The 19,494-nt window shown below is 51.2% G+C and carries 21 protein-coding genes; 15 read left to right on the top strand and 6 right to left on the bottom strand.

Annotation, left to right across the window (positions count from 1 at the left end):
* Positions 1 to 148: 148 nt before the first annotated feature.
* From IEW70_RS02620 to IEW70_RS02610, 3 genes are all read right to left on the bottom strand, one after another.
* The gene (locus IEW70_RS02620) at positions 149 to 1,240 is read right to left on the bottom strand and encodes an acyltransferase family protein (protein ID WP_188646381.1); all 1,092 of its coding nucleotides are present in this window, start codon (positions 1,238 to 1,240) and stop codon (positions 149 to 151) included.
* A gap of 519 nt (positions 1,241 to 1,759) precedes the next feature.
* Positions 1,760 to 2,092 carry a spore coat protein gene (locus tag IEW70_RS02615; protein ID WP_188646380.1) on the bottom strand — a complete coding sequence of 111 codons (333 nt, stop codon included), beginning with the start codon at positions 2,090 to 2,092 and terminating at the stop codon, positions 1,760 to 1,762.
* 15 nt (positions 2,093 to 2,107) lie between these two features.
* Entirely contained in the window at positions 2,108 to 2,341 is a 234-nt protein-coding gene (locus IEW70_RS02610) for a ferritin family protein (RefSeq protein WP_188646379.1), read from the bottom strand.
* A gap of 55 nt (positions 2,342 to 2,396) precedes the next feature.
* Here IEW70_RS02610 and IEW70_RS02605 point away from each other — a divergent pair, with 55 nt between their 5' ends.
* The 5 genes from IEW70_RS02605 (at position 2,397) to IEW70_RS02585 (ending at position 6,114) form a co-directional block, all read left to right on the top strand.
* The gene (locus IEW70_RS02605) at positions 2,397 to 3,005 is read left to right on the top strand and encodes a DUF86 domain-containing protein (RefSeq protein WP_188646378.1); all 609 of its coding nucleotides are present in this window, start codon (positions 2,397 to 2,399) and stop codon (positions 3,003 to 3,005) included.
* Complete coding sequence (locus IEW70_RS02600) at positions 3,002 to 3,553, top strand: cyclodeaminase/cyclohydrolase family protein (RefSeq protein ID WP_188646377.1); 552 nt, start codon at positions 3,002 to 3,004, stop codon at positions 3,551 to 3,553. Before IEW70_RS02605 ends, IEW70_RS02600 begins: the two co-directional genes overlap by 4 nt.
* A gap of 87 nt (positions 3,554 to 3,640) precedes the next feature.
* Positions 3,641 to 4,375 (top strand): class I SAM-dependent methyltransferase, encoded by a 735-nt coding sequence (locus IEW70_RS02595; RefSeq protein WP_188646376.1) that lies wholly within the window; start codon positions 3,641 to 3,643, stop codon positions 4,373 to 4,375.
* Entirely contained in the window at positions 4,372 to 5,136 is a 765-nt protein-coding gene (gene nucF, locus IEW70_RS02590) for a 5' nucleotidase NucF (protein ID WP_188646375.1), read from the top strand. The genes IEW70_RS02595 and nucF overlap by 4 nt, the downstream gene beginning before the upstream one ends.
* A 15-nt stretch (positions 5,137 to 5,151) precedes the next feature.
* A complete protein-coding gene (locus IEW70_RS02585; RefSeq protein ID WP_188646374.1) occupies positions 5,152 to 6,114 on the top strand; it encodes an MBL fold metallo-hydrolase in 963 nt (320 codons plus the stop codon).
* 40 nt (positions 6,115 to 6,154) lie between these two features.
* On the opposite strand, the gene IEW70_RS02580 is transcribed toward IEW70_RS02585, so the two are convergent.
* Both IEW70_RS02580 and IEW70_RS02575 read right to left on the bottom strand, forming a co-directional pair.
* Positions 6,155 to 6,682, bottom strand: a complete 528-nt coding sequence (locus tag IEW70_RS02580; protein ID WP_229751816.1) for a phosphatidylglycerophosphatase A family protein — start codon at positions 6,680 to 6,682, stop codon at positions 6,155 to 6,157.
* A gap of 23 nt (positions 6,683 to 6,705) precedes the next feature.
* A complete protein-coding gene (locus tag IEW70_RS02575) occupies positions 6,706 to 6,912 on the bottom strand; it encodes a hypothetical protein (RefSeq protein ID WP_188646373.1) in 207 nt (68 codons plus the stop codon).
* A gap of 161 nt (positions 6,913 to 7,073) precedes the next feature.
* Here IEW70_RS02575 and IEW70_RS02570 point away from each other — a divergent pair, with 161 nt between their 5' ends.
* The 9 genes from IEW70_RS02570 to IEW70_RS02530 all read left to right on the top strand — a co-directional run bounded on the left by IEW70_RS02570 (position 7,074) and on the right by IEW70_RS02530 (position 16,884).
* A complete protein-coding gene (locus tag IEW70_RS02570) occupies positions 7,074 to 7,871 on the top strand; it encodes an SDR family oxidoreductase (protein WP_188646372.1) in 798 nt (265 codons plus the stop codon).
* A 58-nt stretch (positions 7,872 to 7,929) separates the two neighbouring features.
* Positions 7,930 to 9,006 carry a YutH/CotS family kinase-like spore coat protein gene (locus IEW70_RS02565; protein ID WP_188646371.1) on the top strand — a complete coding sequence of 359 codons (1,077 nt, stop codon included), beginning with the start codon at positions 7,930 to 7,932 and terminating at the stop codon, positions 9,004 to 9,006.
* 346 nt (positions 9,007 to 9,352) lie between these two features.
* Complete coding sequence (locus IEW70_RS02560) at positions 9,353 to 10,981, top strand: GAF domain-containing sensor histidine kinase (RefSeq protein WP_188646370.1); 1,629 nt, start codon at positions 9,353 to 9,355, stop codon at positions 10,979 to 10,981.
* 12 nt (positions 10,982 to 10,993) lie between these two features.
* A complete protein-coding gene (locus IEW70_RS02555) occupies positions 10,994 to 11,644 on the top strand; it encodes a response regulator (protein WP_188646369.1) in 651 nt (216 codons plus the stop codon).
* Between the two features lie 641 nt (positions 11,645 to 12,285).
* On the top strand, positions 12,286 to 12,825 hold the full coding sequence (locus IEW70_RS02550) for an NADPH-dependent FMN reductase (protein ID WP_188646368.1): 540 nt from the start codon (positions 12,286 to 12,288) through the stop codon (positions 12,823 to 12,825).
* Between the two features lie 267 nt (positions 12,826 to 13,092).
* The gene (sfsA, locus tag IEW70_RS02545; protein WP_188646367.1) at positions 13,093 to 13,779 is read left to right on the top strand and encodes a DNA/RNA nuclease SfsA; all 687 of its coding nucleotides are present in this window, start codon (positions 13,093 to 13,095) and stop codon (positions 13,777 to 13,779) included.
* Between the two features lie 384 nt (positions 13,780 to 14,163).
* Positions 14,164 to 16,095: an OPT family oligopeptide transporter gene (locus IEW70_RS02540; RefSeq protein WP_188646366.1), complete on the top strand. Its 1,932-nt coding sequence runs from the start codon at positions 14,164 to 14,166 to the stop codon at positions 16,093 to 16,095.
* 6 nt (positions 16,096 to 16,101) lie between these two features.
* A complete protein-coding gene (locus tag IEW70_RS02535; protein WP_229751780.1) occupies positions 16,102 to 16,461 on the top strand; it encodes a PqqD family protein in 360 nt (119 codons plus the stop codon).
* Between the two features lie 177 nt (positions 16,462 to 16,638).
* Complete coding sequence (locus IEW70_RS02530; protein ID WP_188646365.1) at positions 16,639 to 16,884, top strand: DUF1450 domain-containing protein; 246 nt, start codon at positions 16,639 to 16,641, stop codon at positions 16,882 to 16,884.
* A 17-nt stretch (positions 16,885 to 16,901) separates the two neighbouring features.
* On the opposite strand, the gene IEW70_RS02525 is transcribed toward IEW70_RS02530, so the two are convergent.
* Positions 16,902 to 17,267 (bottom strand): DUF3899 domain-containing protein, encoded by a 366-nt coding sequence (locus IEW70_RS02525; RefSeq protein WP_188646364.1) that lies wholly within the window; start codon positions 17,265 to 17,267, stop codon positions 16,902 to 16,904.
* Positions 17,268 to 17,553: 286 nt separating this feature from the next.
* Here IEW70_RS02525 and IEW70_RS02520 point away from each other — a divergent pair, with 286 nt between their 5' ends.
* Entirely contained in the window at positions 17,554 to 19,191 is a 1,638-nt protein-coding gene (locus IEW70_RS02520) for a peptide ABC transporter substrate-binding protein (RefSeq protein ID WP_188646363.1), read from the top strand.
* Positions 19,192 to 19,494: the final 303 nt, after the last annotated feature.

Raw genomic sequence — 19,494 nt, 5'->3', positions numbered from 1 at the left:
CTCCCGAATATTGGCATTACCAACACTTTCGGGGAATCCCTGCGGAATCCTTCCCTCGCGACAAAGAAAGTCATCCTCTGACAAACTAAGCGACAGTTTGACAAAGGGAGAGAAAAAACGGCCGGTTTTTTCACCGGCCGATGCGCGCTTAGTTGATTGCTTTATTGAGGCGCGTACTGTGACTTTTTTTTTGGAAAAACCATTGCACATTGGGCTGGATCAACGGATGGGCAATGCTTTGCACCCATTTGGAAGACAAGATAAATGTCAGGGCGATGGCTGCCAGTGTAATCAGCACATATTGGTAGGAGCCGGTGATTCTATCGTCAATGTTGAGGGAGTCGTAAAGTTTGATGAAAAACCCGTGCAACAGGTAAACGTAGATCGACCGGGTGCCCAGCTGGCTGAAAAAGGTTTGTTTCCGGGGAACCAGTGACAGAACCATCACCGACATCATCAATGCCAGTCCGATGAAGAAAAGGCGGTACAACCCGGCATACCATTCTGAATGACCCAGATCTTCATACGGAAAGACGAAGTACAGCCAGCGCCGTAGATCGAGATCGACACCGGAGCGATATTCCAGGTAGTACATCAACAGAAGGATTGCGCCGATTCCCAGCACGGACAGGATACGCTTCGCCGGTGTAAACCAGTTCAACAGTTTCTCAAAGTGATGCTTTTGCAGGTAAAACCCGGTCAGGAAGAACGGGAAAAACGACACGGTCCGGGACAGGCTGAGATATTGGTCCGCATCATCCACATACCCGACCAGGATCGCCAAGGCAAAAGCCGTCAACAGCGGGTATTTCAAGTTGACGAAATACGGGAGCATCAATCGCCACAAGAACAAGCTGAAAAGGAACCACATAATCCAGTACGGTTCCAAAATGGAGAAGTCTACGTCCGAGGTGCTGTATACAAAATGGTCATAGATCGAATAAAGGATTTCAAAGATGAAGTAAGGCACCAAAATCGTGGCGATCACTTTTTTGTTTTGTCCTTCTTTCCGGAAGTTCTTGGCGAAATAACCGGAAATCAGAATAAACAGCGGCATGTGAAAAGTATAGATGGTCAGATAAACCGCTTTCACTGCACTGCTTTCATCAATCAACGGACGGTATGCATGTCCGATGACCACTAATAAAATCAATAGGAACTTCACGTTGTCGAAAAAATAATCCCGTTGTTTTGGTTTGTTTTGTTGTTGCGGCAGAGCTTCATTATCTGCTTTGCTCATACTGCTTTCTTGCACCCCCCCATCAGTCCCCTGCGAAATAAAAAGCAGGGTTGCCGTACCACGTCGGTGGGATTTCCAGCTATATTTATCATATCCCCTTATAATGCTCCTTCCCGGAAAACGGCCTTTTTTACCGGGAAGTTTCGGGTATCAAAGAAATCACGCCAAAAGACCTACTAAGGAATTACTGATAAAATCACAGTATAAAACTTTTACCCGGAATCATACCGGCTAAAACACAAAAAAGACTCCTATGGAGTCTTCACCATCATGATAAACGAGGCCCAAAAAGGGATCAAGGAGTGGAAATATGGAAGTTCGTCCGGAAAGAAGCAGGATATTTCCGGAATTCAACCGGTGGCCGTCATATATTAAGGGATTCGACCAATCGAATATTTTTGTCCCACGGATATTTTTCCCCAATGGAGAAGCGGTTTTGGATGCACATAAAGCATTTCCTTTGGCTGCGCCTCAGTAATAGGCAAACAGCTGACCTTTTTTAGGCCAGCTGTTTGTCATTTACGAGTAGGGGAACTGCGTGCGGTAATTGTTAAACTTTTGCGCGGTCTCGGCTACATGTTTCATATCGGCGGGGTCGGTTTTGTACCAGCCCTTTTGTTGCATCAGGGTGAAGAGATCCCGTTGGCATTGGTGCAGTTCGGTCAAAATGTTCATTTGGGTCTGATACAGTTGTTGATCCACCATTTCGTTGACGGCGGTGTTATAGGCGGTGGTCATGTATTTCTCCATGGACAGCATATCATTGATGCGGTCCCGATCATTCATCTCCGGTCCCTTTACCTGGGGCAGACCGGACTGTGTCTGCTGCTGTTGCTGATTTTGCTGTTGCATTCTACTTCCTCCTTCTTACTGGGTCATGTTCGTGTTATTCATCGGTTGGGCAGTTCCGCCGTTGGCGGCATTCAGATGTTGAAGCAATTGTTGGTAATGGTTTTGATGCAGCTGGCCAGTTCGGTCGATCAATTGCTTCAATTGGGGATCTTGGCATTCCTGAGCGTAATGATGGCATTTTTTCATGGCCAACAGCTCCCAGGAAAGCGCATCTTTGAGATAGTTGAGCTCTTTGGTTGTCAGTTGCATATCCGTTTCCTCCTTTTTCTTGTCCCTTTTCATTGTGCGACAGCGGCGGAATTTTATGCAGTCCGGCCGTCCCTTTGCCAAATCGGTAGCGGGTGAGGGTATAATAGGAGGGCAGTCCATCGACTGGGGACGGACAGTCGACGAGGAAATCGACGATTGGGAGCGTTTCTTTTTCACCTTGCAAGGGGAGGCAACTTTTATGATTTATGATGTCAATACTGTTCGCATTGAATCCCAGCTGCATCATTTGGAGAAATGCTGTCACGTGATTCAGCAAGCTGCCGAAGAACTTCGCGGGGCTGGTGAAGCCGCCGTAGCCGCTTTTGCCCTGGAACGGGGGATACATATTGGAGTGGAGTGCGTGATCGAAGTCGGTTCATTGATGATTGACGGGTTTATGATGCGGGAAGCCGGCGGCTATATCGATATTGTGGACATTTTGGAGGATGAACAGGTGCTGCCTTCGGAAGGGGCAGCGACCATGCGGGAGCTGGTGCGGTTTCGGGAACGGTTGGTTCGTCGATATGAAACGGTAACCTCCGATGATCTGTTGCAGCAAATGGATGCCGTTCCGGTACTGAATGCCTTTATCCGTTGGACACGGGAGTATTTGGTGCAGGAGTTGGGCCCGGATTATCCAAAGGAAAGCAGGAAGTCCGGATGACATGGGAAAAGCGGCCGGTTGCAGCCTTTGTAGAGGAGATGGCCCAGCGGGAAATTCCCAGTCCTGCAGCAGGGAGCAGTTTGGCATTGACGTTGGCCATGGCTTGTTCGCTGGTGGAGATGACCCTGTCCGAGCTGTCGAAAAAGGAACAAGCCGTACCCGGACGGGAAACCGACCGTGATTGGGCCCAGGTGCGGGCATGGCGGCAACAGGCGTTGACGTTGATTGACGCCGATATTTTCGCCGTGGAGCGGATGATCCGGCTGCGGGAAAAAGATCCCGATTCCTTGTTGCAGCCGATGGTTCAGCTGTTTGAATGTGCCGGTCAGCTGGGGGAAATGCTGCTGGCTTATCTGGATGTGGAAAATGGAAAAATCAGTGACACCGTTGCTGCCCTTTTACATGTTCGGACAGTGTGGTTGGGATCAGCCCACATCCTTCGCTTCAATGCCCGCGCATTCGGCTGGCCCCTCGGCGATCAGCTGAGTGGATGGGAGGAGCGATTGCACCGTTGGGACGGGAAACTGGAAGAAATGATGAGTAAGTGATGGGCGGATCCATCGACGGCGGAAGTTTTTGATAAAATGGGCTTGTGGCGGTTGTATGCTGCAGTGAGGATGAAGGAGGGAAGGGGTATGGCACCCTGGTACGAAGAAAGTTTTGGGGAAGATTATGTGTTGGTGTATCGGCACCGGGACCGGGTCCATGCGGACCGGGAGATCCGACAGGTGGCCCAATGGCTCAACTTGGAACCGGGCCAGACGGTGTTGGATTTGTGCTGCGGCACTGGACGCCATTCCATCGCACTGCATCGGCTGGGTTTTCAGGTGACGGGGCTGGATTTGTCCGAGGTGCTGCTGGAATATGCACGGAAAGCCTCAGAGGGGCTGGGGATTCGATACATACAAGGGGATATGCGTCACTTGCCTTTTGACGCCGATCAGTTTGATGCCGTGGTCAATCTGTTTACCTCCTTCGGCTATTTTGTGGAAGATGAAGAGAATGGACAGGTATTGAAAGAAATGGCCCGGGTATTGAGACCTGAGGGCCGGTTTGTTGTGGATTTCCTGAACCGGGAGGCCGTAAAGAGGAACCTGGTTCCCGAAAGTGAACGTGTGGAAGGAGAGACTCGGATTCGGGAACGGCGCTGGATCGACGGAGACTTTGTCCGAAAGTCGATTCAGGTTATCGATGAGCGTGGCGAACGCATGTATCAGGAACGAGTAAAGATGTACTCGCGGGAGCAGATGGAGGACATGATGCGAAAGGCGGGATTGACCGTCGAGAGTGTGTGGGGGGATTTTGAATCCCGTTCCTATGACCCCATATCCAGCCCGCGGATGATCTTTGTAGGGAGGCTGGCATTGTGAAACGGTACGAAGGATACTTACTCGATTTGGACGGAACGCTGTACAGGGGAAACGAGGTGATTCCCGGGGCCCTTGAGTTTGTCAACAAGCTGAAAGACTCGGGGAAGCCTTATCTCTTTTTGACCAACAACTCTTTCCGGACTCCGGAAGAGGTAGCGGCAAAGCTGCGGGAGTTCGGCTATCCGGCTGAAGCGGACCAAGTGGTGACTTCGTCGATGGCTGCCGCTCATTATTTGAAGGAAGAGATGAATTCCCCCCGCGTCTACGCCATCGGGGGAAACGGGTTGCGCACGGCTTTAAAGGAAGCCGGATGCGAGTTGACTGACCGCAAGCCGGAGGCCGTGGTTGTGGGAATCGATCTCGATTTTACCTATGAAAAAATGAAGAAAGCGACCCTGGCCATCCATGAGGGGGCCCGCTTTATCGGGACCAATGGAGACTTGAATCTGCCGACGGAAGAAGGGCTTCTACCGGGAAACGGTTCCATCATCGCCGGCATTCAGGCGGCTACCGGGGTAAAACCGATCTTTGTCGGGAAGCCGGAATCCGTCATTACGGAAGTGGCGTTGGACAAATTGCAAATGAACCGGGACAAGCTCCTGATGATCGGAGATAATCTGATGACGGACATTTTAACCGGCGTGAATGCCGGAATGGATACCCTGCTGGTGTATTCCGGGGTAACTTCACCGGAGGATTACGAAGCAGCTGACATCAAAGCGACTCATGTCATCGATGATTTGCGAGACTGGGACATTTAAGGGAGGAATGCCCATATGAACCGTTGGGGAGACATCATCGAGGTTCCGCTGCCGCTGCCCTTTGCCTTAAGAGAGATAAAAGCCTATGTGATTGAGGGTTCCAGTGGATACACCGTGATTGACACCGGTTTGAACACTGAAACAGACCGCGATGCGTGGGAACAGGCAAGGCGGGAACTTGGCTTTGATTGGACAGACGTCGAACAGATCGTGCTGACGCATTACCATCCCGACCATTATGGATTGGCAGGGACGATGCAGCAGTGGACGGATGCCCCGGTGAGGGTATCCCGGACGGATTTTGAACAGGCTCGCCTTTTTTGGAGCGAGGAGAGCGAACAGCCGGAGATTCTGGCCCGTTTTTATGGAGAACACGGATTGTCTTCCGGGTGGGTGGAACAGATTCCACCCCATCTTCGGGGGTTTAGACCCTGGGTTGAGCCCCATCCCCGGCCGTCGTTTATTCAAGCGGGAGAAACTCTTCGCATGGGAGATCGATCTTACGAAGTTCTTCATACTCCCGGTCATGCCGACGGGCACCTCAGCTTTTATGACGCCGAGCGCCAATGGCTGATCGGCGGAGACTTTCTATTACCCAAGATTACACCCAATATCAGTTTATGGCCGGGGTGTGATCCCAATCCGTTGAAAACCTATCTTCACACATTGAAACGCTTGAAAGAGCTGCCGGTTCAAAAAGTGTTTCCTTCCCACGGTCCGGTTTTTGACAGCTATCGGGAACGGATTGAAGCCCTTGAGGCCCATCATCAGGAGCGCTTGCGGGTGATGCGGGAGTTTTTGCAAAAACAACCGGCAACGTCGGTAGAAGTGTGTGAAGCGACTTTCGGCACCGAACTCAATATTCATCATTTACGCTTTGCCCTGTCGGAAACGTTGGCTCACTTGGAATACCTGGTCTCTGAAGGTCATGCTTATAAGCGGCGGGAGGGTAAGGTTTGGCGTTTCTCCCTTGCTTGATCGGGGATAAAAAACTCAACCCCTGGGGCTGAGTTTGGAACTACGCATCCATGCGTTGTTCTTCATCCTTCTGTCTTTTGCGGTTATGAGACAATCGGGCGGCTGCGGCAGCAGCCAAGGCACCGGCAATATCGTCTAAAAACGTATGCACTTTACCGCTCGATTTATCGTTGAGACGCCGCAGGACTCCGGGTTTTAACCGGTCGATATACCCGTAATTCGTCAGGCCGATGCTGCCATAGATGTGAATAATCGATGTGGCCAAGACTTCGTCGATTCCGTACAACCCTTCATCCTGAATGATCATATCCGACAATGGCGGAGCGAGCGCTCCTTGCTCCGCCAGGATATCCAGCTGAATCCCGGTCAGGATGGCATTTTGCACTTCCCGTTTCGTCAACACATGTTCGACATGGGTGCGGCACTCACCCCAGGTGAGATCAGGATGATACTTCTCTTGCAAGATAAAGACCAATTCGGTAATCTCGTCGATGGACAATCCTCGCTGCTGCAATAGTTGCAAGGTCGCTTGATGGACGGCATCTTCGGTGGCGTTGATTGTTTTCAGTTCCAAGGTGCGCAGTTCCTCCCCTATTGATCGACATCTTGCTTATTGTTCGCTGGAATCCGGGGGATTATGAAAAAGAATCTCTTTTTGCTCGAGATGACGGATCGCGCCTCTTTGAGGGACTCCGGTGCCTGTGCAAGATAGCTGGAAGCCACATGAGCGGGCTCTACCCGTGCAGCATCCTCTGCCAAAGCGGTTTCTTCCGCTTGCAGGATGCAGGATTGTTTCATATTCGGACGTTCCAGTACCGGCACGGGACTAAGCAGTTCAACCAACAGAGTCTGTGCGGGGCGGCTTCATTCCATTTCATTTTTGCCTCTATTGATCAAACTTGTACCATTGTACACATTCTGATGTTCCTATATGTACGGGGAAAAAGGAGGGAAGGGGTTTGTCAATCCATCAACAACCGGTTGCCTTGGTAACGGGCAGCTCCCGGGGCTTGGGGCGGATGACGGCGGAAATCCTGGCCGAAAACGGTTGGGATATAGCGGTTCACTATCATCGCCGTGCAGAAAAAGGATGGGAAGTAAAAAAAAGAGTACAAAGGATGGGGGGGCAAGCGGAAGTATTTCGTGCCGATTTGAATCGTTCCGATGAAGCGCGCCGGTTGGTCCTGCAGACGGTTGAACATTTTGGCCGGCTGGATGCTTTGATTCATGCAGTCGGACCCTTTGAACGGACACGCCGTCACTTTACGGATTATACGGAAGAAGAAGTGGAAGCGATGGTAGACGGCAATCTGAAAAGTGCGCTGTGGGTGACCCACGCCGCATTACCCCATCTCCGGGAACAACAAGCCGGTCGTATCATCCTATTCGGCTTTGGCCGTGCAGCGGAAGCACCGGCCTGGCCGGACCGAGCGGCTTATGCAGCGGCAAAGACGGGCTTGGTCTCTTTCATGAAAAGCCTGGCGGTAGAAGAAGCGCCTTACGGGATCACGGTCAATATGGTGTGTCCCGGCGATATCGTCGGGGACAATAAGGAGAAGCGCATTGCTGAAGTTCAGGGGCAAGCCGACAGCGAAACACCTCGGGGAAGGCCGGGAACAGGGGAAGATATCGCCAGAGTGGTCCGGTTTTTGTGTGAGCCGGAATCTGATTTTATCACGGGAAACACCCTTTATATCACAGGTGGACTGGATGTGATCCATCCCGTATCCAAAGCCGGATCTTCAAAAAGGGAATAGGCACCGGCCCCCCTGCCTATTCTTAAAGTAAAGGGATGAAAGAAGGGTGGGGGGAAACATGTCCGATTCCTTGGCAAAGCTGCGCAGCTGGACAGGGGAAGGCCGCCTAACGGAGCTGTTGGAGCATCACTATGCACTCCGCATCCAAGATGCAAAGCCAGCCGGCGGGGTTTTAAAAATCAAAACGGATCGAGGCACCTTCGGACTGAAGCGCGTGCGGGAAAGGGAAGAGTTGCGCTGGCGGTTGGTGGAAGAGCTGGCGCGTCATATATCGGAAACCGGGGAGCATCGGCTTTCTGTGCCGGTGAAAACGCAAAAGGGACGCTCCTATTTTTCAGGTGTCCAACACCGCTATGTGGTGTTGCCGTGGATTGAGGCCAAGGTATTGAAGCTGAATACACAAGATGACTGGAACCGGACCGCCCGGGGATTGGCACACTTGCATATGGCGTCCAGAGGATTTGAACCCCCTAAAGCATTGCGTCCGCTTGTACATGCGGGCAAGTGGATGCTGATTTGGGAGCAAATTCACAGACAATGGACAATGTTTAAAATGGCCAGCCAATGGTCGAAGGAAGTTCGGCCGGTGGACCAACTCTTTTTAAAATATTGTTCCTATGGGGAAGGGATGTTGGAAACCGCCTCCACCTACTTGGAAAAACTGGGCGGGGACCGGACGGTGAACAGTACCCGGCAGGGCGGGGAGATCTGCCATTGCAACTTGCATCGCCGCAATATTTTACAGGATGAGGAAGGTCGGCTGCATTTCATCGATTGGAACCGTGCGGCTGTTGATGTGCGCAGCCGGGATCTGGCCCGGTTTGCGCTCTATGCATATGGACGAACGGGCAGTGTGGATGCAGCAGGGCGGGTGCTGGAGGCTTATCAAGAAGTTTCGCCCTTGGATGAGAAAGAGTATGCCCTGATCTATGCACAACTTCTGTTCCCTCATCGACTGATGCGAATAGTCGACCGGATTTACAGAGAACAACGACTGGGGACAGAGGAAGCAGAGCAAGCTTTGAATCGCGCCATTCGCCAGGAAGAAGAGAAAACTCCGCTGCTGCGGGAGTTTCCGGTGCTCGTCAAAGAGCGGTTTCAGACGGTCATTCCGCGCGTCGATTGGTTGTCTTAGCCGGATGACCCTTCTTTTTGACGCCTTCTGTGGATTTGCTCACCTGCTGAAAAACATCTCTGGCCGGGACGTTCGTACTCTTGATCTATTGCGCCATATCACAGGGCTGTGGAAGGAGCTGAATGGGACAATCTTCCCGCTGGACAGTTTATGAAAATCCATGTCTCTTTGCCTTCCAAATAAATGACGTTTTCCACCTTCGCTCGGATGTTCGAGCGTTTTATTTTTTCCATTTTCAAATAACGATCGGATGACCGGCTGTGATAGGATATGTTTAGGCTGCCGAGAGACAGGACGGGTACAAGCATGATAGAAACAGAGAGTCAAAATGGAGGAGGAAACCGGGATGACAGGCGAACGCCGGGAACGGGAACTGGTGGCCTTGAAAACCATCGCAGAAACGTTGAACCGGTCGACAGATTTGCAAACCATGCTCCAAACGGTGCTGGAGAAACTGCTGTCAGTCACCGGATTAACCACGGGATGGATCTTCCTGGTGGATGAAGAACCGGAATACGCTCACGTAGCCGATTGCCAGCTTCCGCCTGCGCTGCTCCGAAACGCAAAGCAGCCGATGTGCGAGGGAAGCTGCTGGTGTTTAGAGCGGTTTTGGGACGGCCGTTTACAGCATGCCGTCAACATTATTAACTGCAAACGGTTGGAAGATGCGGTTGCCCTGAAGTGGGGCGACACCCGAAACATTACGCATCATGCCACGGTTCCCCTGGCTGCGGGAGGGGAGTTGTTCGGGCTGTTAAATGTCGCTTCTCCCGGAAAAGAGCATTTCAGCGAGGATGAATTAACTTTGCTGCAATCCGTGGCCTATCAGATCGGAACAGCGGTCAAACGGATCTGGTTGTTTGAAGCACAGCAGAAACGGGCGGACAATTATGCACGCCTCCACGAAGTGAGCCGCAGTATATGGAAGGTCCGGGACGTGCGGAATTTACCGAAACACGTAGTGCAGGAGCTGGGCCGTCTGTTTGATTGGAGCTATATTGCCTATATGGTAAGCAGCGGGGGTTCTCTCCGGCTGAAAGCATGGTGGCGGGACGGAGAGGAGCATGTTGCCAATCAACGCTTAACGGAAGATATAGAGAGAGTATGTCGGGAGGTATTGCGCGACGGCGGCACTCTTCGATGGGATAACGCGCCCATTCAACTGGATGACTGGCCTGCCGCTGGGGCAGCAGTGGCCGTTCCTCTGTTTCTTCGGGGGAAAGGGATCGGCGTATTGTGGGTGGGAAGCGAGTGTAAACCCCGCCGCCGGGCCTTTGACGACAGCGATTTGGAAGTGCTGAAGGCGGTAGCGGAACATATCGGGCTGGCGATGGAAAGTGCCCGGCTGGAACAACAAAAGCAGGAGCTGGCTGTCTCTGAAGAGCGGAATCGTCTGGCCCGCGACTTGCATGATTCCGTGAATCAGAAACTATTTTCTCTATCGTTGACAGCCAAAGGAGCGATCGGGGTGATGCGGGAAGAGAATCCCCTGCTGCAAGAGTCATTGGAGGATATCCATCGTTTGTCACAAGAAGCGTTGCGGGAGATGCGCTCGTTGATTTGGCAGCTTCGTCCCCAAGGTCTGGAGGAAGGGCTGGCGACGGCGCTGAAAAAGTACGGATCCCAACTGGGTTTGACTGTATATACCCATGTGGAAGGCGTACACGAATTGCCTCGGCGGATAGAGGAAGCTTTGTGGCGTATTGGTCAGGAAGCCTTAAACAATGTGAGCAAGCATGCGGAGACAGAAGAAGTGGATGTGAACCTTCAGATCGAGCCGGATGAAGTGACACTGGAAGTTCGGGATCAAGGGAAAGGCTTTTCTCCCGAGTTGGATTCCTCTACGGCCGGTCGTCGTTGGTCGCTGGGAATAAACGGAATGAAGGAACGAGCCGAATTGCTCGGGGGAAGTGTCTGGATTGAGAGCCGCAGCGGTGCTGGAACGACTGTGCGCGCCCATGTACCAGTGAAATAAGGAGGAAGTGCGGTGCCGATCAAAGTATTGCTGGTTGATGATCATCCCATGGTGATTAAAGGATTGCGATTGTTCCTGCATACACAGGATGACATCGAAGTAGTGGGGGAGGCATCCAATGGAGCGGAAGCGGTGGCGGCAGTGGAGCGGCTTTGCCCCGATGTGGTGTTGATGGATTTGATGATGCCGGTGATGGACGGAGTGGAAGCGACGCGGCGCATCAAGCAGACACACCCCGAAGTTAAAGTGATCGTCTTGACCAGCTTCTCCGATCAGGATCACGTATTGCCGGCGATCCGGGCGGGAGCCCAGGGCTATCAGCTGAAGGAAATTGATGCAGATGAATTGGCCCGTTCGGTCCGTGCGGCTGCAAAGGGGATGACTCAGCTTCACCCCCAGGCGGTCAACCAGCTGGTGACCCATGTGACGGCGGGATCCCGCCAGGAGGAGTCTGCCATTGGGAAGCTGGAAGAGTTGACGCCTCGGGAGAGGGAAGTACTGGAGAAAATAACGGCCGGCAAGAGCAACAAAGAGATTGCATCCGAGCTGTTTATTACGGAGAAGACGGTCAAAACCCATGTCAGCAGCATATTGAGCAAGCTGGGATTGCATGACCGGACGCAAGCTGCCGTTTATGCCATGAAAAAAGGCTGGTTTAACTGACGGCAATACAGCATCCGGCTGGATGGGAACGTGGCCAACCATTCTGTTAGCAGGATGGCGAAGTTCATTCTTTGGACGGATGGCAGGGCCGAGGTGATTTGCTACATTATCCCTTGAAGAGTATCGGGAATCTTGCTGTCCTAGTGTGTCAGCCATTTGTGAGGATGAACGTCAGTATGTACCGTCGGAAGGACAAACATAGCCGCTGATATGGAGAAGGGCGCTTGTCGGAATGTTTGAAAAAAAGAGGAAGCGGGGCTTAATGGGAATTGGCATTGAACCGAAGTTTGCCCTCGGTCAGCGAGCTTTTCTTACCCGAAAATCCTGAGTGTTCATGAATGCTTTTTTCCGTCTGAGGTCCTAGGACTCACTTGCCCATGGTCCAAGGACTTTTTTTGTATAGGAAACTCCATCTTCCAGCCGAAGAGGTAAGCTGCAACTCTCGCTACAATACAACTAAGATCTTCAGGAAAGCGGGAATGCGAGATGTGGGGATGGATGGAGTGTTGTTTGCAAAAAGCGGAGCATGACGGGATGGTAGCCCGGGAAAACGTTCATGCCTGGAAGTGGATCAGGATCGGCAAAGAGCAAGGTAAGTAAAAAACCGTCGCGATATAAACCGGGAAATGAGGGATTCTGCTATGCAAAAGTTTTTAGTTGTCAACGGTTCTCCCCGTCGGGGTGGGTTGACTCGAGGTTTGGCAAGCAAAGCGGCCGAGCTGTTGGAGCGACGAGGGGAGCAGGTTATAAGGTTTGATGTAGGTGAGCTTCCGCTCTTTGGAGTGGGGGAAGAGACGGAAGCCGTGCAGCGATGGCGTCAAGCCGCCTCAGAGGCGGATGGTTTCTTCATAGCCACGCCGGAATATCATAACGGCATCAGCGGAGCGTTGAAAAATGCTTTGGATTTTTTGGGAAGTCATCACTTAGAACGAAAACCCGTTGCCATCACCGCTGCCGCCGGCGGCGGAAAAGGGGGAATCAATGCTTTGAACAATCTGCGGCTGGTTTTGCGCGGTTTATATGCTTGGGTTCTCCCTCAACAGTGGGTGGCTGATCCGGGTTGTTTTGATGCACGGGGCCAACTGGCGGGAGAATCGGGCATCACAGCAGTGAAAGAGCTGGTTGAGGAGCTATGTTACTTTGCGGCAGCCGCAAAAAAGGCCAAAAAGGAGCGGCAGTAAAATGTCTACGGCAATTCCGCCTCTTTTGAAGGGCTGCTGACATAATCCATCCTTGGAAAGAAGAGAGCACCTCACTCAAGGAGGACCTTCGAACGACGTACCGAGCTTCAATAAGTGTCTGTGACGTCGGAGAGGGAGCGACGGGTAGAAAAGATTTTTGCTGGATTTAAGAGTCTCTTGTCATCAGTGCTTTTATTCTTCCACTATTCCCGTTATAGTGAAAGGAGTTGCGATGCTGAGAGATTCACAAGGAAACAGGTGAACAGAATGGCAGTACACATTGAGGGAGAAACGGTACACGCTATCTTTCTGGAACGGCCCAACCGGTTTGAAGCGATCGTTCAAATCGGAGAGAAAATGGAACGGGTACACGTTCCCAATACGGGCCGTATGCAGGAGATGCTTCACCCCGGGGTACCGGTGGTCCTCGAAAAGTCAGACAACCCCCGGCGCAAAAATCGATTCAGCTTAAAATGGGTGAATAAGAACGGGCATTGGATTTGCATTCATTCCGCCTGGGCCAATCGGGTGTTTGAAGATGCCGTAGAGCGGGGATGGATCGATTGGGTAAAGGGTCCATTACGGAGGGAAGTAAAAGTCGGCGAAAGCCGGGTGGACTTTTTGGCCGAGACAGAGCCCCCGCTTCTCATTGAAGTCAAATGCGTCACATATGAAGAAAATGGACGGGCGATGTTTCCCGATGCCCCCACTCTTCGCGGGCAAAAGCACTTAGACGAATTGATCCGCGCAACACAAAGCGGGTATCGGGCGGCAGTCGCCTTGATGATCTTTATGGACTTTCCCACCTCGTTCACTCCTCACGATGGGATTGACCCGGTATGGGGAGAGAAATTGCGGGAAGCGAAAAAAGCGGGAGTGGGGATCCGTGCATATACCTGTCGGATCGGCTTGGATACCATCCAGGTGAAGGAAGAAGTACCGGTCGTTCTTTGAAGTAGTGCAGTTGTCGAATGATTCTCTGGCGAAGATGGTTGCGAAGATAAGGGACACCTTGGTCCAAGGAAGAGGGACAGCGGTGTCTCCTATTTTTAAAGCCTGTTTATTGTTCGGAAAATACGAAATCATGCGATATATTTCGACTTTATATATGTTGAGTATAAGATGCGATAAATAGGAGAATACAAGGGATTCTAGGTTATACTACAATAGTGGATTCCTTATTTTGCTACAGAATAAATTTATTATAACCTCTGTTTTTTCGTTGAACGTTCGTGGTAATATATTTAAAGGTTTGTCTTATTTTTGGCATATATAGGGACAAATCTTGCATTTTTTAGAATTATTCGATGGGGATGTTGGTAGAGAGAGGGGTAAGCTATGAGCAAACAAACACCAAAGCAATCCGGATTTGTGCCTTATGTATCCTCTTCCAAATCGTTGCCTGAGATGACGATTACGGCAGTGATACTGGGTATTATTCTGGCGGTGGTTTTTGGTGCCGCCAACGCCTATCTGGGATTAAAAATTGGGTTGACGGTTACCGCTTCCATCCCGGCGGCTGTGATCTCCATGGGAATTTTGCGGGGGATATTCCGTCGCAACTCGATCCTGGAAAACAACATTGTACAGACCATGACCACTGCAGGTGAAGCGGTGGGTGCAGGAGCCGTGTTCACATTGCCGGCTCTGTTCCTGTGGGATGTGAAGCCGGATCAGCTGATGATCATCTTCATTGTGTTGACCGGCGGCTTCCTCGGGGTGTTCATGATGGTTCCGCTCCGCCGCCTGTTGATCGTGAACGAGCATGAAACCTTGCCGTATCCGGAAGGGACGGCTTGTGCCGAGGTTTTGAAATCCGGTGAGACCGGCGGGACCAATGCGAAACTGGTTTTCTCCGGCTTTGCCCTCGGCGGTTTGGTCAAAGCCCTGGAAGACGGGTTGAAGCTGTTCAAATACGAAATCGAAACGCATATTGCCAAGTTTAAAAATGCGGTCGTGGGGATGGATGCCTACCCGGCTCTGTTGGGTGTGGGTTACATCATCGGTCCCCGCATCGCCGGTCAGATGATCGCCGGCGGTCTGCTTGCGTGGATCGTCTTTATTCCGATGATCGGTTTCTTTGGCGCTGACAGTGCGAAAGCTATCTTCCCGGCAGCTGATCCGATCAGCAAACTGGATGCCTGGGGTATCTGGGATGCCTATATCCGGTACATCGGCGCCGGCGCCGTGGCCGTGGCCGGTTTGATTACGCTGGTGAAAACCCTTCCGACCTTGGTCACCTCTATCCGTGATACCCTACGGGGTCTGCGTGAGGCCAAGGCAGGGGGCGGCTTGGAACGGACTGACCGCGATATGCCGATGTGGATCGTTCTGGCGGGCACCTTGGTTACCATCTTGGTGATTGCCTTTGCTCCGTTGACCAATGTCGGAATGATCGGTGCCGTGGCCATTGCCATTTTCGGCTTCCTCTTTGTAGCGGTAGCTTCCCGGATTGTGGGGATTGTCGGAAGCTCTTCGTCTCCCGTTTCCGGTATGACGATTGCAACTGTGTTGATCGTAACGGTCATGTTTAAAATGTCTGGAATGGGCGGCATGACGGGTATGATCGCCGCTTTGTCCGTGGGTGCGATCGTTTGTGTGGCGCTGGCGGTGGCCGGTGATATTTCACAGGACCTGAAAACGGGCTATCTGGTCGGCGGTACACCGTGGAAACAGCAGCTGGCCATGATGATCGGTGTGGTTGCTTCCAGCATGGTGATCGGATTTATCTTGGTGGTATTGAATGCTTCTTACCACATGGGCAGCCAGGCGTTGCCGGCTCCGAAAGCGCAATTGATGAAAGTGATTATCGAAGGGCTGATGGAAGGCAACCTGCCGTGGGATCTGATCTTCCTGGGAGCTGCTACCGCTGTGGTCATCGAGTTCCTGGGCCTGAACTCCCTGGTTGTGGCTGTTGGTCTTTACCTTCCGGTGCACGTAAGCGCTCCGATTATGATCGGTGGTGTGGTGCGCTGGATGATCGACCGGTTTACCAAGGATGAACAACTGCGCCGGGCCCGTCAAGACACCGGGGTGCTGTTCGCTTCCGGTTTGATTGCCGGTGAATCCTTGGTTGGGGTGATTATCGCCATCCTCATTTGGGCTGGTGTCACCATTCCGGAAAACCCGGTAACAGACAACAACTATGTCACTGTAGCTGTATTCGCCGCGGTTACCCTGATCCTCTGGTGGGTGGCCCGCCGGGCTAAAGCGAAAACCCTGGAACCGGAGCGGAAAAAACGAATGAATAACGTTGAACAAAGACGGTGATCCCCTGTGTTTGGCAAAAAAAAGAAGCAAAACCTGTTGACGATGACCCCGGTTCTCAAAGAAACATACACATTGGAGCCCGTTTCCGCCGATTCCGAGAAGATGCATGTGGTCATCCCTCGGGACAGCTGGTTGGAGCGCTTATCCATTCGTTTTTTGAAGCAACCGGATCGCATCAAGGTAAAGCTCGATGAACTGGGAAGCTTTGTGCTCTCCCATTGTAACGGGGATTACACGGTGGAAGAGATTGCCGATCGGGTAGAGGCTCACTTCGGTGAAGAAGCGGAGCCTGTCCTCCCTCGGCTGGTCAAATTTTTGCAGATTGTCGAAGCAAACGGGTGGATTTACATGCAAAAGGCACAGTAATGAGCAAAGAGCCCCCGTCCCGTATAGGGAACAAGGGCTCTTTGTTTTTTGACGGAAATTCTTTTGTTCATCCATCAGATGATTTTCTCTGAGTAGTTGAAAACTCCAAAAAAAGAGTCTCCTGTTCAGCATCGATGTGATAGTATAGGAAAAGAGACGGAACAGGAGGCAGAATCCATGGCGGTCAATGTTGAGTTCTGCATTCCCAATATGCATAACGGTGCTGATGCCGTTTATCATTCTCTGAAAAAGCGGAGAGGTCTGAGGGTCCTGGCGTTGCCGTGTATCGGAAACTGCTCCGGGTGCGTGGAAAAACTGCACGTCGTATGCGGATTTCGTCGTTTGGAAGCAGACACTCCGGATGAATTGCTGGTAAAAATTATCCAGTGCGCCAGCCAAATGCGTTCCTATCGAACTCGCTGAACTTTTCTCGGGAATGCTCACAGCCAGGCAACCAATACATAAGAGAGGATTACATCAACCAAGCCCACCGCAAAGCATACGGGAGCGACCCTGTATCGGGGCGCTTTTTTCTTTTTCTCCTTTTCTTCATTATCGTCCCATTCGTCGAACCCGCCGAATTCCTTGCGGCTTGCGTGTTTGATCTGTTTCCAGGCGCGCCGGAAGTTATCAAAAAGGCCGCCTTGTCCGATAAACACTGCCCCAGCCGCCATTAACAATACCAACCCGATCATAAACAGCGCATTGATCAAAAGGAGCCATTCGCCGCCCGAGTAGATCCAGCCGGACAGAAGTGTGGCTGCCCACAACATGGTGGCTGCCTTCCATGGAAATAGTCCTTTCATCCTATTCCCTCCCTGTTTCGGCATCATACGACAAAATTTATGCTATGATGTATTTATTCTAGAGAACATCTTCAGTGTACTGAAGAAACCTTCAACTGGCAATTTGTTTCCGTACCATAGCTGTGAAAGGGGATGGTGGCACAACCTTTTCCAATTGACGTCAACTCTTTTCACGCCTTTGGAATTCATTTATAATAAACAAGGTTTTCTCGTGATTAAAGAATTGACGAAACATTTTCAACGGGGTTTGGAGTAGGACGAAATCTTCAAGGGGGGCAATCGAACGATGAGAAGACGGTTGCATCTGGTTTTGACCCTATTGCTGGCAACCAGTATGCTGCTGACCGCTTGCGGTGTGTCGGGGGGTGGCAACGGCGATTCGGGGATGGATGCCAAGCAAGTATTGGATATGACCCTCGAAGCGGAGCCGCCTAACCTGGACAGCGTCAATGCGACGGATGTGGTTTCCGTGACCGTGTTGAATAACGTGATGGAAGGGCTGTACCGGATGGATAAAGATAACCGTCCGGAACCGGCTATCGCTTCCAGTGTGGATGTCAGCAAAGATAAAAAGACGTATATTTTTCATTTGCGGGACGCTAATTGGAGTGACGGCAAGCCGGTAAGGGCACAGGATTTTGAATTTGCCTGGAAACGCGGTCTCGCTCCGGAAACCAAAAGTGAGTATGCGTTTATCTTCTTCCCCATTTTGAATGCGGAAGAATACAATCATGGGAAAGCAACCGCCGATCAGGTAGGGGTTAAGGCACTGGATGATAAAACGCTGAAGGTACAGCTGAAACAGCCGATTCCGTACTTTCTCAATTTGACTGCTTTCCCGACGTATCTGCCGCAACGGGAAGATATAGTCGAAAAGTTTGGAAAAGCCTATGCTACCGAACCGGACAAAATGGTTTACAACGGACCGTTCAATATTCAGGATTGGCAGCATGAACAGTCCATGCAGTATAGGAAAAGTGATACTTATTGGGATCGCAGCGCGGTCAACTTGGAAAAAGTAAACCTGAAAATTGTGAAGGACACCTCTACTGCGGTCAACTTGTACAATTCCAAGCAAACGGATGTGGCCAAACTGGACTCCGCCTTTGCGGATGCCTTCAAACAAAGTCCGGAATTTATGCCGGTGCAGGTGGCCCGAACAGAATATGTGCAGTTCAATACAGATAATCCCTTCTTCGCCAATGAGAAGATCCGAAAAGCGATCAGTTATGCCATCGACCGGGATTCTCTGGTGAAAGACGTATTGAAAGACGGCTCGGAGTCGGCATATGCTCTGGTGCCCCCGAGCATCATCGGTTCTGATAATAAGCCGTTCCGGGACAAAGCACCGGATCAGCATCAATTCAATCCCTTGGAGGCCAAAAAGCTGTTGAAAGAAGGAATGGAAGAGCAAGGGATCACCGAAAAGCCTACTTTGACGCTGCTCACTTTTGATGATGAGCGGAAAAAGGTAGCGGTCTTTATCCAAGAACAATTGCGCAACCATTTGGGTATTGAAGTGAGGATCGACCCGCAGCCGTACAAACAGAAGTTGGACCGGGAATCCAGCGGTGATTTTGATATCACTTATGCCGGCTGGACCTCCGACTTCAACGATCCGATCAGCTTCTTGGATCTATTTACCAGCTCCTCCCCCTTTAACCGGGGAAATTGGCAGAACCCGAACTTTGATCAACTGGTATCCAAATCCAAAAACAATGTCGACTATGATGAACGGAACAACGAATTGGTGAAAGCAGAATCGATACTTGTGGAAAAAGCTCCGATCGCACCGGTGATTTATGTGGGGAAAGCTTTCCTGCAGAAAAAATACGTAAAAGATTTGTACCGTCACCCGGTGGGTCCGGAATACAGCCTGAAGTGGACCTATGTCTCAGGAAAATCCGGCAATAAAGATCAATAAATAATAGGCGAAAAGGGATGAAAAAAGTGTGTGCGAACCAGCACACGCTTTTTTTCGTCAGCATAGGTACCATGAATTACCCCCTTTTCATTAGACGAATCAACGGCTATCATTTTATTTGGAGCTCTTTCGCTTTTTATATTTAAGTTAATTGTGCTAATCTTTTCTTCTTTCTGCGTTCCCGGCATTCGCTCCAGCGGGTGACGGATGGAGTGGAAGGATCCTTTTTGCCGATGACATACGTTTATTATTTTTCTATAGGTTTTTCTCAAGGGGATCAACAGTCATGGGAAAGGGATTGGC

The organism is Marinithermofilum abyssi, from assembly GCF_014641195.1.
Classification (GTDB): Bacteria; Bacillota; Bacilli; order Thermoactinomycetales; family DSM-45169; genus Marinithermofilum; species Marinithermofilum abyssi.
This window is presented reverse-complemented; position numbering and strand designations above follow the sequence as displayed.